This window comes from Microbulbifer variabilis, assembly GCF_023716485.1.
Classification (GTDB): domain Bacteria; phylum Pseudomonadota; class Gammaproteobacteria; order Pseudomonadales; family Cellvibrionaceae; genus Microbulbifer; species Microbulbifer variabilis_B.
On record NZ_CP092418.1, the window covers coordinates 3,887,980 to 3,902,975 of the forward strand.

Annotated in this window: 9 protein-coding genes; 7 read left to right on the plus strand and 2 right to left on the minus strand. The window is 48.6% G+C overall.

What is annotated here, in order from left to right:
- Nucleotides 1-29: 29 nt before the first annotated feature.
- Nucleotides 30-1,421, minus strand: coding sequence for a Re/Si-specific NAD(P)(+) transhydrogenase subunit beta (gene pntB, locus MJO52_RS17275; RefSeq protein ID WP_252083200.1), 1,392 nt, complete (start codon nucleotides 1,419-1,421; stop codon nucleotides 30-32).
- Between the two features lie 15 nt (nucleotides 1,422-1,436).
- Complete coding sequence (locus tag MJO52_RS17280) at nucleotides 1,437-2,987, minus strand: Re/Si-specific NAD(P)(+) transhydrogenase subunit alpha (RefSeq protein ID WP_435583623.1); 1,551 nt, start codon at nucleotides 2,985-2,987, stop codon at nucleotides 1,437-1,439.
- A 706-nt stretch (nucleotides 2,988-3,693) separates the two neighbouring features.
- Here MJO52_RS17280 and MJO52_RS17285 point away from each other — a divergent pair.
- The 7 genes from MJO52_RS17285 to MJO52_RS17315 all read left to right on the plus strand — a co-directional run bounded on the left by MJO52_RS17285 (nucleotide 3,694) and on the right by MJO52_RS17315 (nucleotide 14,917).
- Nucleotides 3,694-4,281, plus strand: a complete 588-nt coding sequence (locus MJO52_RS17285) for an ANTAR domain-containing response regulator (protein WP_252083202.1) — start codon at nucleotides 3,694-3,696, stop codon at nucleotides 4,279-4,281.
- 7 nt (nucleotides 4,282-4,288) lie between these two features.
- Nucleotides 4,289-5,353 (plus strand): CmpA/NrtA family ABC transporter substrate-binding protein, encoded by a 1,065-nt coding sequence (locus tag MJO52_RS17290; RefSeq protein ID WP_252083203.1) that lies wholly within the window; start codon nucleotides 4,289-4,291, stop codon nucleotides 5,351-5,353.
- A 180-nt stretch (nucleotides 5,354-5,533) separates the two neighbouring features.
- Nucleotides 5,534-6,997: a NarK family nitrate/nitrite MFS transporter gene (locus tag MJO52_RS17295; protein WP_252083204.1), complete on the plus strand. Its 1,464-nt coding sequence runs from the start codon at nucleotides 5,534-5,536 to the stop codon at nucleotides 6,995-6,997.
- Nucleotides 6,987-8,765, plus strand: coding sequence for a bifunctional protein-serine/threonine kinase/phosphatase (locus MJO52_RS17300; RefSeq protein WP_252083205.1), 1,779 nt, complete (start codon nucleotides 6,987-6,989; stop codon nucleotides 8,763-8,765). The genes MJO52_RS17295 and MJO52_RS17300 overlap by 11 nt, the downstream gene beginning before the upstream one ends.
- Before the next feature lie 332 nt (nucleotides 8,766-9,097).
- Complete coding sequence (gene nirB, locus MJO52_RS17305; RefSeq protein ID WP_252083206.1) at nucleotides 9,098-11,635, plus strand: nitrite reductase large subunit NirB; 2,538 nt, start codon at nucleotides 9,098-9,100, stop codon at nucleotides 11,633-11,635.
- Between the two features lie 78 nt (nucleotides 11,636-11,713).
- Entirely contained in the window at nucleotides 11,714-12,142 is a 429-nt protein-coding gene (nirD, locus tag MJO52_RS17310) for a nitrite reductase small subunit NirD (protein WP_252083207.1), read from the plus strand.
- A gap of 12 nt (nucleotides 12,143-12,154) precedes the next feature.
- The gene (locus MJO52_RS17315) at nucleotides 12,155-14,917 is read left to right on the plus strand and encodes a nitrate reductase (RefSeq protein ID WP_252083208.1); all 2,763 of its coding nucleotides are present in this window, start codon (nucleotides 12,155-12,157) and stop codon (nucleotides 14,915-14,917) included.
- Nucleotides 14,918-14,996: the final 79 nt, after the last annotated feature.

The following is a 14,996-nucleotide window of genomic DNA, read 5'->3' on the forward strand; positions in this document are numbered from 1 at the left end:
CTAATGATTAAACATCAGGCGCTATTTTTTTAGTCGCAAACCCTCCCAATTACACCCTGCAGACTGTCTTTGGCATCGCCAAACAACATACGAGTATTCTCTTTATAGAACAGGGGATTTGCCACACCCGCATAACCAGAGGCCATAGAACGTTTAAGCACCACCACTTTGCGCGCTTTCCAAACTTCCACTACAGGCATTCCAGCAATTGGAGAGCCGGGTTTTTCTACGGCATCGGGGTTAACAGTGTCGTTGGCTCCGATCACCAGTACCAAGTCGGTGCTGGAGAAGTCGGGATTAATTTCATCCATCTCTAACACTATGTCGTAAGGCACATTGGCTTCGGCCAGTAAGACATTCATATGGCCCGGCAGTCGCCCTGCAACAGGATGGATACCAAAACGCACTGTTTTACCCATACCGCGCAGGCGATCGGTCAAGTCGCTGACGGCTTGTTGCGCATGGGCAACAGCCATTCCGAACCCAGGCACGATAATGATGCTATCGGCGGTCTTGAGGTCATCGACTAGTTCCTGCTGGTCAATGGCAATCACCTCACCTTCGACTTCCTCATCGGAGACTTCCCCACCGTCAGAGCCAAAACCACCGAGAATCACACTGATAAAAGAGCGATTCATACCGCGGCACATAATATAGCTGAGGATCGCACCGGAAGAACCAACGAGTGCACCAACTACGATAAGCAGATCATTGCCTAGCATAAATCCAGTAGCCGCTGCGGCCCATCCTGAGTAACTGTTCAGCATGGAGATAACCACCGGCATATCAGCCCCACCGATAGCAGCCACTAAGTGGATACCTAACAATAAAGCAATAGCGGTCATCACTAGTAGATTGATAACCGTAGGCCCACTCACTTCTGCAGGCACAAAGAGCACACCTAATACGATACAGGCCAGGATAGCAATTAGGTTAAGCCAGTGCCGAGCCGGCAATGTCAAGGGCTTACCGGAAACTATGCCCTGTAGCTTACAAAAAGCAACGAGTGACCCCGTTAAGGTGATAGCCCCAATAAACACCCCGAGATAAATTTCTGTGCTATGCACAACATGTGCAGAACCATGGAGATTGACTCGAGGATCGAGAAAGCCCCCCCAACCAATTAAAACTGCCGCAAGGCCAACGAAGCTGTGCAAAAGGGCTACCATCTGCGGCATCTGCGTCATAGCCACGCGTTTTGCGAGTGACAGGCCTATTACAGCCCCCACCACCATGGCAATAATCACCATCCAGTAAGCGCCGGAGGCAATACCGGAAATAGTGGCTATTATGGCAACCGCCATACCAACCATTCCGTAGATATTCCCCCGGCGCGCAGTTTCATGACTGGACAAACCGCCCAGACTTAAAATAAACATTACCGCGGAAAAAAGATAAGCCATTGCAATCATACCGTTCATCACTTATCTCCCTTCTTAACGACGAAACATCTTCAACATCCGGTAGGTAACAAAAAAACCACCGAATATATTGATACTAGCTACAAGTACACCAACAAAGGCCAGCAAGGTTACAAGCCCAGAACCAGTAGCTCCCAATTGTAACAATGCCCCCACCACAACAATCCCAGAAATCGCATTAGTAACACTCATCAATGGGGTATGCAGGGCATGGGTGACATTCCAAATTACCTGCCAACCGACAAAAATGGCCAGCACAAAAACGGTAAAGTGTGAAACGAAGTCTGATGGAGCTACCCGGCCAAGCCAAAGAAGTAATATTCCAGCGATTGCCCAGAAAACAAAAATGGATAGGGGAGATTTGCGCTTTTCAACTTTTTCTTCAAAAGAAACCTTGGTTTCCTCTGCGGCTTTTGTTGGCTTCTGGGGCTGCGCAGAGATCTTGGGAGCGGGAGGCGGCCAGGTGATCTCCCCTGACTTAACCACAGTTGCCCCACGAATAACCTCATCCTCAAAATTAAGGTTTATTTCACCATCTTTTTCCGGAGTGAGTTCACTGAGTAAATGGGCGAGATTGGTGGAGTACAACCGGGAAGACTGTGCCGCTGCACGGCTGGGTAAATTGGTGTAGCCAATGATTGTCACATCGCTATGTACAGTTTTCTGATGAGGGACAGTGTAATCACAGTTCCCCCCCATTTCTGCCGCCAGATCCACCACCACAGAGCCAGGCGCCATGCTGTCAACCATATCGGCAAGCCATAGTTTTGGTGCTGGTTTACCGGGTATCAATGCCGTCGTAATAACAATATCCACATCCTTGGCCTGTTCGCGAAACAACGCCATTTCCGCTTCAATAAATTCCTTCGACATCTCCTTGGCATATCCGCCAGAACCCGAGCCCTCCTCTTCCACCTCTACTGTGAGAAACTCGGCCCCCATGGATTCTACTTGTTCGCGCACCTCGGCTCGGGTATCAAATGCCCGAACGATGGCTCCCATACCTTTAGCGGTACCTATTGCCGAGAGTCCGGCAACACCGGCACCAATAACGAGAACTTTGGCTGGAGGGATTTTCCCCGCCGCGGTGATTTGCCCGGTAAAAAAACGACCAAAATTATGTGCGGCTTCGATGACGGCACGATAGCCGGCAATATTAGCCATGGAGCTGAGCGCATCCATTTTCTGGGCCCGGGAAATCCTGGGGATGGACTCTACGGCAAGTGCGTTAATATCATTATCGGCAAGCTTTTGTAGGAGCTCGGCGTTTTGTGCTGGCTTTAAGAAGGCAATCAATGTTGCCCCCTTAGGGATTAAAGCCAACTCTTCATCCGTTGGCGGTTGCACTTTAAGAACAACTTCCGCCCCCTTTAGGCAAGCCACTATATCCCCACGGATCTCAGCACCAGCTTGTCGATATAAATCATCGGCAAAGCTAGCCTTTTCACCAGCCCCGGCTTGTACAACAACAGAAAAACCCAAGTCAATTAATCGCTTTACGCTCTCCGGAGTTGCCGCAACACGCGCCTCCCCCTCTACGGTCTCTCTAGGTATGGCTATTATCACCGCCGTGCCCCTCATATTTAATATTATGAATTTACAACTACATCCACCTCAAAAAGGACTAGTTTGCCCATTTTATAGTCAGGCCGAGTGTAAACTCAGCAAACTGGGATTGAAAGAGAAGCTATCTAATAGCCACAATTGGTGAAATTTATAAGGCTATTAATAAGTTACAGCTGCAACATTAATTCAAGCACATCATAAGGTCACAGCGACAAAAAAATAATAAACTGTGAAAAGGAACTTTCTTTCACCCGTGAGAAGCAACAAAGGAATCGGACCAACTTAAATAATACAAATACTCTTTGGTTTCACACTGGCCAAAAAATTGGGTTTGTTAATTTCCTAAAAGTTCTTTCTCATTAGGCTAATCATCACAAAAAAAACCTGGCAATAGGATCTTTCACCCAGCAGAAATTGATAATGATGTAAATTCTTTTCATATACCCACCTGGAAATGGTTTCAAAAAACTTCTTTAGCATCTTCATTTCAAAGTGACCAGGCCAGATTTCCTCTCAAAAACTCCTCTTGTACTAAAAGATCAATAGTTCCAAAATGGCGTAATAAGAAACAGCGGATATCTCATACTTTACTTCATGGAATTAGAAGAATTTATTTTATTTGCCCCTCTCTCACGATTTTGGCACAAGTTTTGATTGTACTTTGGCAAGCCGTCTATCTAGCCACAAACGAGTGCCACTTCAAGTCGTGACGAATATTAGCCCTGCCATTATGTTGGTTGATGATAATCAAGAACGCGCTCACCTTGTCTGTGAGTGTTTAAAATCTGCCGGATACACTATTGTTGCGCAAATCAGCAGTGCCGAAGGGCTTCTATTCCAAGTAGAGAAATATCGCCCCGATGTGGTGTTGATCGACATTGAATCCCCTGATAGAGACATCCTAGAGAGCCTTGCCATCGTTAATCGTGAGGCACCGACACCAGTAGCTATGTTCTCCAGCCACAACAGTGCGGACTTTATCAGTCGCGCAGTTGAGTCTGGAGTCAGCGCATATATGGCCGAGGGGATCACTACCGAAAGAGTTGCCCCGGCAATAGAAATTGCCATGGCTCAATTCAAGAGCTTTCAGCTGCTGCGACAATCACTTGAGAAAACCCAACAGCAACTCAGTGATAGAAAAACCATTGAAAGAGCCAAAGGATTACTAATGGCCAAGAAAAAACTCAACGAGGAGGATGCGCATAAGATTTTGCGTAAACTTGCCATGAGTAGTAATGCCACCATGCACGCGATAGCCGAACAGCTTATTCAATATTTTCAGAGCGAGCATTGAATCCCTAATGTCTTCCTTACTGTACCCGGAAAAGAAATCTATCAAGCTGCTGTATCTCAGACTCACCGACAGCGCCCCCCTAATCATTGCCAAGGAGAAAGGTTACTTTAGTCAATTTGGCCTTGAGGTGGAGTTAAAGCGGGAGACTTCCTGGGCAACTCTGCGCGATAAATTGATCGGGCGTAGGGCCGATGCAGCAGCCATGCTGGCCCCTATGCCATTAACGCTCCCAGAAACTCTACCTGACTGCAAAGAGCGACTTATCAGTGGTTTGATTCTCAGTTGTAATGGCAACGCCATTACCCTATCAGAGGATCTCTATCAACGCCTGCAGCACTACACAACAGAAGAAACGAAAACTGATATTGGTGTAGCACTAAAACAGTACCTGCAGAAAAACACTGGCATCTCACCTATAAGACTGGCTACGGTTTACCCATTCTCCAGTCACACACTACAGTTGCGCCATTGGTTACAGGCCGCAGGTGTGAATCCGGATCGGGATATACAGCTTATTATATTACCCCCCGAACAAATGCTGGAAAGCCTTCTCAGCGGCATTATTGATGGTTACTGTGTTGGCGAACCATGGAATAGCCTTGCAGCCCAAAAGGGTACTGGAGTGGTTGTTACGGCCTGCAATACACTATTGCCGGCAATGCCGGAAAAAGTATTAGCTGTGACCCAAAGCTGGCATAAGGCCAACCCGGTCAGCCACCTGGCTTTGCGTGCAGCATTACTGAAAGCCTGCTCCTGGTTAATAGCAAGAGAAAATCACTGCGAAGCCGCCGGACTATTATCACAGAAACACTATCTGAATTTACCAGAGTCACTGTTGCAGCGCTCCCTGAATGATCAGATTCTCTACCGCCGCAACACCAATATCATAGCCAACCCAGGCTGGCACCTGTTTGCCCATATCGATAATGACAACGGTCGTCCCTGTGAGACAAAAGCCCGGCAGTTAATAGAGATGTGCAGGGGGTTTAGTGAGATAGCAACGATAAACAGTCAAAACTTCAGGCCAGAGCTATACCATCAAACTGTGGATTTCCTCAATTCCAAGAAATAATGGCACATTAATTGAATGAGAATATATCGATGGTGCAATGGCTTGCCGCTAGGCGCATTCGCACAGTCAATCGCTCTTTCAACAAAAATATCGGGCAATGGAGTCCATTGACTGCGACCAAAGGGGCGCGGTGGTGGGCTTTTTTTATGCCTGTGAAGTATGCAAATAAAGGAAATGCGCATGTCTAGTGAATCCCTCAATCTTTTTTCATTTCGAGGAAGGATAAAGATTCTTCACCTAACCTGGGTGGCCTTCTTTATTACGTTTTTTGCCTGGTTTAACCATGCCCCATTATTGATGGCAATATCGAAAAGCCTGTCATTGACTCCTGATCAGGTAAAAACGCTACTGATCTTAAATGTAGCTCTAACCATTCCAGCACGAGTAGTAATCGGGATGCTCACCGATAAATACGGCCCCAGGCTTACCTACTCCCTGCTGCTTGCTATCGGCAGTGTACCCTGCTTTATTTTTGCCTTAGCGGATAACTTTATGCAGGCGGCAATAGGTCGCTTTCTGCTCGGTTTTATTGGCGCTGGTTTTGTCGTTGGTATCCGCATGGTTTCCGAGTGGTTCCCCGCCCGTCAACTGGGCACTGCTGAGGGAATTTACGGCGGTTGGGGTAATTTTGGCTCTGCCGCTGCCGCTATGAGCTTACCGACCATCGCTCTATTTTTTGGTGGCGACAATGGCTGGCGCTATGCGATTGGAATCACCGGAGTTATTGCACTGGTATATAGTGTGATTTACTACTTCTCCGTTACCGATACCCCCAAGGGCTCCACTTATTTCAAACCCAAAAAAATAGGGGCTATGGAGGTCACTAGTTCAGGAGACTTTGTACTGTTACTGATTATGAAGGTACCAATGTATGCCGCACTGGCGTTGTTGACCTGGAAACTTTCAAGCGGTGTAAACTTGATTTCCAGCCTCGCTGCCACCTTGATTTATTGTGGGCTCGGCTTACTTTACCTACTGGATGCACGCAAGACATATAGCATCAACCGGGAGATTTTCACTAATCCACCGGCTCCCGTACATCGTTACAAATTTAAGCAGGTAGCGGTACTCAACCTTCTTTACTTTGCTACATTTGGTTCAGAACTCGCAGTAGTATCCATGTTGCCACTGTTTTTCTCTGAGACTTTTACCCTAGACCCTGTAAAAGCGGGATTACTTGCCTCAGCTTATGCCTTCATGAACTTGATGTCTCGTCCAGCAGGCGGCTTAATCAGTGATCGCTGGGGACGCAAACCCACCTTGCTGATACTAACTGCAGGCCTGGCACTGGGTTACTTCACCATGAGCCTGATTGATGCCGAATGGCCACTCTACTTGGCGGTAGCCGCTGCCATGGCCTGCTCTTTCTTTGTGCAAGCCGGTGAAGGGGCTGTATTTGCTGTAGTCCCTCTAATCAAGCGCCGTCTTACCGGGCAGATCGCAGGTATGACTGGGGCCTACGGCAATGTCGGAGCAGTTTTTTATCTCACCGTGTTAAGCCTGGTTTCCTACCAAACATTTTTTATGGTTATCGGCATCACCGCTCTTCTGGGCTTTACAGCACTGTTATTATTGGAGGAACCCGAGGGTCAAATGGCTGAGGTACACCCAGATGGCAGCGTGTCGATGATCGATGTCGCCTGATAAAGAACAGCACACAAAAACTCCGGTAGGGATACAAAACGCCCTTGGAGCTTCTAAAAATTTGCAGAGTAAAGAGTTGCATGCTCTGCAAATTTTCAGTGCTACCTGTTCCGGTCATCGCCAACACAATGATGATGCTTGTGCCGTACGGCTACCCGAGAGGCTAGAGTTAAAGCGCTATGGCGCACTCGCCGCAGTAGCGGATGGCGTCGCCAGCGCCGAGGCCGGCGGCGAAGCTGCTCGTGCAGCCATCAACGGTTTTTTCTCGGACTATTACAGCACCCCGGAAACCTGGTCTACTCGCCATGCTGTTGCACGAGTACTCCACTCCCTCAACAGCTGGCTATACCGGCAAAGTGGAGGCAGTGTGGAAATCCAGCGGGGTTGGCTGACCACTTTCTCAGCCCTGATTTTTAAAGGTACCAGCGCCCACATGGTGCATATCGGCGATACACGTATCTACCGCCTGCGTGCTGGCAAGCTTGAGTGCCTCACGCGTGATCACAGCCACCAGCTGTCTCCTGGGCACACTTTTCTCAGTAGAGCCCTGGGAATGGATGTCCATATTGAAGTGGACTACCGCTGTGAAGCACTGCAAACCGGTGATATTTATTTACTGAGTAGCGATGGCATTCACGATTTTTTGCCAGAGACTTCTATCCAGAAAAGACTTTCTGAGTTTGACAAAACTACACCACAACAACTCATTGATGCGGCCCTAAAATCAGGTTCCAAAGATAACCTGAGTGCAGTCGTTGCCAGGGTTAATAATCTGGACTTTCCTCAATGCGACGAATTGGCAATGCACAGCCGAACGCTTCCCTTCGCTCCCGATCTGAGCCCGGGACAAAAACTCGATGGCTTTCTTATTTTGCAGGAGCTATATGCCAGCAAACGTAGCCACCTATATCTGGCCCAAGATCATGTGACTGGAGAGCTTCGCGCGTTGAAAACTCCATCGGTAAATTACTGCGATGATCCAAACTATATCGAGCGTTTTATCGCCGAAGAATGGACCGGCAGGCGAATAAATCATCCAGGGGTTATCAAGCTATACGCTCCAAGAGCCGAACGCGCTTGCCTATATCATGTTCTCGAATATATTGAGGGGCAGACGCTGCGACAGTGGATGCAACTTAACCCTCAGCCAGAAGTATCCCAGGTAAGGGAATTACTTTCTCAGCTGGTAAGTGCCCTGCGCAGCCTGCAGCGATTAGAGATTGTGCACGGCGATCTGAAGCCGGAGAATATTATGATCCGCAACAATGGTCGCCTAGTGATCATTGACCTCGGAGGGGTCGATGGGCCAGGCCTTAGAGAGCAATTACATTTCACAGAAATTGATACTCCAGGCAGTAAGAATTATGCGGCTCCTGAATTCTTTTATGGCGATAGCGCCAGCCATCGTTCGGATATTTTTTCTCTCGGAGTAATTGCCTATGAATTACTCACAGGAAAATATCCCTACCCTGAGCGCCTCGGCAATCTGCACTATCACCTCAAAAGTTATCAACAATTGCGTTATACAAATGCATATGTGCACCGCAAGGATATCCCCCACTGGATAGATAGTGCCTTGCAAAAAGCCTGTGCCCCCAACCCTAAACAAAGATACGATAGCCTATCCGAATTTATCCAGGACCTGCAGCATCCCAATCCAACCTTCAAACCTGCCCAGAACCATCCTCTACTGGAAAAAAATCCAATTTTATTCTGGCAGCTCATAGCGCTGATCCTACTGCTTTCCCACCTTCTGTATGTTTTCTAAAGCCCCCTCTTGGTTAATCCCTCATTTGCCTCTCAGTAACTTAAGATGACATTTCCCGTTTAATATTCCACAAAATTTAACTAAGCACCAATTCAGAGCAGAAAAAAGGTTTTCTGCACCAACATACCGCAAAAATTGTGGACAATAGGAGCGGATAGGCGCCATCCCTGGGATAAATACTGGCATGAAGATTGAATGTATTTAATGACCAACAAAATTATCCCCCAATTCGAGGCAACGGCGCCTGTACTCTTCGGCAGAAGAGGAGGCGCCCTTGTCATATCATTCGCCCCTCCTGCCAAGAGAATCGCTTCTAGATGGCAGGAATATCAATGACTGAAAAGACAAATAAGCAAAAGCTGGTTGTGATTGGTAACGGCATGGTCGGGCACCACTTTCTTGAGCAGCTGGCAGAAAAAAATGAAAGCACCGGTTTTATCGTCACAGTCTTTTGTGCGGAAAACAGACCTGCTTATGATCGAGTACATCTATCCGAATACTTCGCTGGGTGCAGTGCGGAAGATTTGGCTATGGGTCATATTGAGCAATATCGACAATGGGGTTTTGAGCTAGAGCTCAACAATCCGATAGCTTCCATCGATCGCGAAAAGCAAACTGTTACCACCCAGACTGGAAGCTTACATAGATATGATCAATTGGTCCTCGCTACTGGCTCCTATCCTTTTGTGCCCCCCATCCCAGGGCATCAACACGAGCGCTGCTTTGTCTACCGCACCATCGAAGATTTGAATGCGATTCGCACAGCTGCGTCTAACGCGCAAAGTGGCGTCGTTGTCGGTGGTGGCCTGCTCGGTTTGGAAGCGGCAAACGCCTTGAAAACCCTGGGGCTTGACGCCCATGTGGTGGAATTTGCTCCAGGACTGATGTCCACTCAGCTTGATGAGGGCGGCTCCAATTTACTGCAAAAAAAAATCGAGACCCTTGGCGTTACTGTACATACCAGCCGAGCTACCGAACTTATTACAGACGCTGACGGCCAGTTGCGTATGCAATTTAAAGGGGGGGACGAACTGATTACCGATATGATCGTGTTCTCTGCAGGAATTCGCCCTCAAGATGAGCTGGCAAAATCCTCAGGGCTGCAAGTCGGTGAGCGAGGAGGTATTGTCATCGACAACCGCTGTCGTACATCAGACCCCAACATTTTTGCCATCGGTGAGTGCGCTCTCTATGAGGGGCAAATTTTTGGCCTGGTGGCTCCAGGCTACAGTATGGCTCGCACCACCGTCGCACAGCTCACCGGTATGGAGACGTTTTTTAATGGTGCCGATATGAGCACTAAATTAAAACTTCTCGGTGTGCAGGTTGGCTCTATTGGCGATGCTCACGGCCGCAGCGAAGGCGCTGCAGCAATTACTTTTGTCGATGAGCAGAGCGGCGTGTACAAGCGTATGATAACCGATGCTACAGGCCAGAAACTGCTCGGCGCTGTACTGGTTGGTGATACTGGGGATTACGATACTCTTCTGCAATATCATCTCAATGATATCGACCTGCCAGAGCACCCGGAACAACTGATTCTTCCCTCAACTGACGGAGCAGAATCACTCCTTGGTGCTTCCGCTCTCCCCACTAATGCTACCGTGTGCTCCTGTTATAACGTGAGTAAAGGGCAAATTCTGGATGTTGTACATGGCGGCTGTCATACCTTGGCTGAAGTGAAGGATGCCACCAAGGCCTCCACGGGTTGTGGTGGTTGTGCCGCATTGCTGAAGGATATCGTCGATAGTGAATTAGCCGCTCTAGGAATGGAGGTCAACAATCATCTCTGTACACACTTCCCCTATAGTCGCCAAGAGTTGTTCCACATTATTCAGGTGGAGGAAATTAAAACCTTCGATGATCTCCTTCAAAAGCATGGTAGCGGCAAGGGCTGTGAAGTGTGTAAACCCACCGCCGCCTCTATTTTCGCCTCCCTATGGAATGAACATATCCTGGAGCAAGCCCACGTTGGTCTGCAGGATACCAATGACACCTTTATGGCGAATATGCAGAAAAATGGTAGCTACTCTGTAGTACCGCGTATTCCCGGTGGAGAAATCACCCCAGAAAAACTCATCGTGATTGGCGATGTTGCCAAACGCTATAACCTCTACACCAAAATTACCGGTGGCCAGCGTATCGATTTGTTTGGCGCACGCCTGGAACAACTGCCGGAAATTTGGCGGGAACTCATTGATGCGGGATTTGAAACCGGCCATGCCTATGGCAAATCTCTGCGCACGGTAAAGTCCTGTGTAGGTAGTACTTGGTGCCGCTTTGGTGTGCAGGACAGTGTTTCCATGGCCCTGCGTGTAGAAAACCGTTACAAGGGGCTTCGCTCCCCACACAAAATAAAGATGGCTGTATCGGGCTGTACACGCGAGTGCGCCGAAGCGCAGAGCAAGGATGTGGGCGTTATCGCCACAGAAAAAGGCTGGAACTTATTTGTTGCCGGCAATGGCGGCATGCGCCCGCGCCACGCCGATCTATTCGCTACCGACCTGGATGATGAAACCCTGATTCGCTATATCGATCGTTTCCTGATGTTCTATGTGCGTACTGCCGATAAATTGCAGCGCACCTCGGTATGGCTGGAAAGCCTTGATGGCGGACTCGACTATCTACGTGAAGTCATTATCGATGACAAATTGGGAATCTGTACCGAGCTGGAAATCCAGATGGAACGCGTTGTCGATAGTTATCAGTGTGAATGGAAGTCCGCAATCAACGATCCGGAAAAACTTAAACGATTTCGTCAGTTTGTTAACAGCAATGAGAGCGATGACAATATTATTTTCGTCAAGGAACGCGGCCAGCCCCGCCCCGCAACTATTGAAGAAATAATAGAAACTGCTGAATCTGCATAGAGACAATCCTATACATTTAATTTATGAAAATTTAATTTCAATTGCTGATTTTTCTCTTAATCCTGCAAGGAAATTGTTATGCACCAAGCCAGCGCCAGACAAAGCTCACATACATCCAATGCCATAACCCACCCCCATTGGCTGCCGATCTGCCAAAGATCAGATTTAGTCAGCAACTCCGGGGTGTGTGCCCTTTGGGGCGATACCTCCTCAGAAAAAACGGACTATCTAGCAAAACCTGAGAGGAAAGGTATCGCCCTATTTTTTTTACCGGGGCAAGAGCGACAACTTTACGCCGTTGACAACTGGGACCCGATCGCACAAGCTGGCATTATTTCACGGGGAATAATCGCAGAACTGGATGGTGAATTAACTATTGCCTCACCACTTTATAAACATCACTTTCGCCTTGAAGATGGCGTTTGTATGGAGGATGGTAATATCCAGCTTGCCACTTACCCTTTAGCATTTAATGGAAATACCGTTTATATCGGTTGTGATAAATAAGCAAGAATAATAATGGCAGTAAAGGAATACCTAAGCACCCAGCGTTCCTGCACTACCTGCCCCTATTGTGGGGTGGGCTGTGGAGTAACTATTAACAAGGAAAAGCGGCAAAGTACTTCTGTAATTTCCGTCACAGGTGATAAACAGCACCCCTCTAATTTTGGCCGTTTGTGTGTTAAGGGCTCAGCCCTTGGGGAGACACTCGGTGAGCATGGGAGACTCTTACGCCCACATTTGCATGGCGAAGCCTGTGACTGGGATACCGCTATGTCTTATGTGGCCGATGAATTCGCCCGCAATATTCACGAGCACGGCCCGAATTCAGTAGCTTTTTACCTTTCCGGACAACTCCTTACTGAAGACTATTATGTTGCTAATAAATTAATGAAGGGGTTTATTGGCAGCGCCAATATTGATACCAATTCACGCCTTTGCATGTCCTCAGCCGTAGCAGGATACAAGCGCGCCTTGGGTGCAGATGCCGTGCCCTGTTGTTATGAGGATCTGGAAGAGGCAGACCTTATTGTTTTAATAGGCTCTAACGCCGCTTGGACCCACCCGATACTGTTCCAGCGTATGCAGGCAGGCAAGGCCAAAATAGTAGTCGTTGATCCGCGGGCTAGCGCTACCAGCGAGATGGCCGATCTGCACTTGGCGATAAATCCCGGCAGCGACGCAGCACTGTTTAATGGTCTGCTTAATTTCCTCGCCCAGCACAACCGCCTCAATCACCACTATATTCAGCATCATACCCAAGGCTTTGAGCTGGCTCTGGAAGCGGCCCAGCACTGGTCCCTACAGCAAACTGCACTGAGTTGTGGTGTACCTGCAGAAAAGTTATTAGCTTTCTTCCGTTTGTTTGCCGAAACGGAAAAAACACTTAGTTTTTACTCCCAAGGGGTTAATCAATCCAGTAGCGGCACAGACAAAAACAACACAATCATTAACTGCCACCTGGCAACAGGTCGCATTGGCCAGATTGGAGCTGGCCCTTTCTCTATTACCGGCCAACCCAACGCGATGGGGGGGCGTGAAGTAGGCGGCCTGGCCAATATGCTCGCCGCCCATATGGAGTTTAAAGAGAGTGATATCGATCGGGTGCGGCGCTTCTGGGATGCTCCCAATATGGCACTGGCCCCCGGACTAAAAGCGGTGGATATGTTCCATGCAGTGGAGACCGGCCAGATCAAGGCAATCTGGATTATGGCCACTAATCCCGCGGTGAGTATGCCTGAAGCAGAGAGGGTGACTGAGGCACTACGTAAATGTCCACTGGTGATTGTTTCCGATTGCATCGCCGATACCGATACCGCCCGCTGTGCCGATGTACTACTGCCGGCCACCGGCTGGGGAGAAAAAAATGGCACAGTTACCAATGCAGAGCGGCGTATTTCCCGGCAGCGCACTTTTATCGATCCCACTGGAGAGGCGCGTCACGACTGGCAGGCTATCTGTGATTTGGCCAGCCGCCTAGGGTTCCGCGAGCAGTTTAACTTTACCCATCCCGCAGATATCTTTCGAGAACATGCACAATTGTCCGGTTTCGAAAATAACGGCAGTCGCGCCTTTGATATCTCACTCTTTAGTAATATCGCGCAAAATGAATACGATACGCTTGAACCAGTACAGTGGCCGGTAAATCGGGAAAATCCCCAGGGTAGTGCACGATTATTTGGCAATGGAAAATTTTTCACTGAAACTGGTCGAGCCAATTTTATTGCTGTCAAGCCGCGTACGCCCCAGCAACAAATAAGCCCTAGTTATCCCCTATGGCTAAACAGCGGCCGCATACGTGACCAATGGCACACCATGACCCGTACTGGCCGCGCGCGGAAATTGCTGGATCACAGTGAGATTGCCGAAATTCAGATAAACCCCAGAGACGCGCGTAAATACGGTATAGACGAGGGCGTGTTGGTAGAGTTACACAGTGCCCAGGGTAAAATGTGCGGACGTGCGGTATTAAACAGTGGCCAAAAACCCGGTGAGCTATTCGCTCCTATTCATTGGAGCCAGACCTTGGCCCAAGAGTCTAAGGTCAGCGCTCTTGCCGGGGCAGAGGTAGACCCAATTTCTGGTCAGCCCGAATTCAAACAGGTACCGGTTCAGCTGAAAGCCCTCGCCTGTAAGAGCTTTATCACCCTTATTTGCCCGGAACCACTGGCACAAAACCTTTGGCGCTGGCTACAGACCCATATGGAAGAAAATCTACTGCACTGGTATCGAGTGCCCTGTCAAAATGGATATCGCTTTGAGTTGGCGCTCAGCGCCCCTTTGGATGGTCGCCAACTGGGTGCCCAATTACTACAAAAAAATCCAGATATACGCTGGCAGCAAATAGAGACCTTAAATAGCCAGCGTTGGCTCGCTTATAGCGAACAAATAGAGCTGCTTATTTTTTCCAGTAATGATTGGCAGACACTTCCTGATCGACGCAGCCTGGAACGCTACCTACAACTGGAATTACTTGAAAACCCTGCCCAGTTTCTCCAGGCAATTCCACCAGGTGAGCGCATAGTATGCACCTGTATGCAGGTTTCACGTCCACAGATTGAAAAAGCAATCAACCAGGGGGTCAATTCCATTGATGCGCTGGGTGACGCCTTGGGTTGCGGGACCCGCTGTGGTTCCTGCAAGCCAGAGATTTCCCAGCTGCTGCGCACGAAGCTGCAGCAAAATGCACAGAACCAGGCAGTTGCGGCGGTGCTGGAAACAGAGATTGTCAGATCGGCAAAAGACCTGCGGGAGAAATTTGATAAGGCTTATAGCGCTTAAGACCAATATTGTTCGATAAATTCATATCCAAATGCGCGGATTGCGTTTTTCTCAACAGCACTCCGCGCAAAGGCATAGC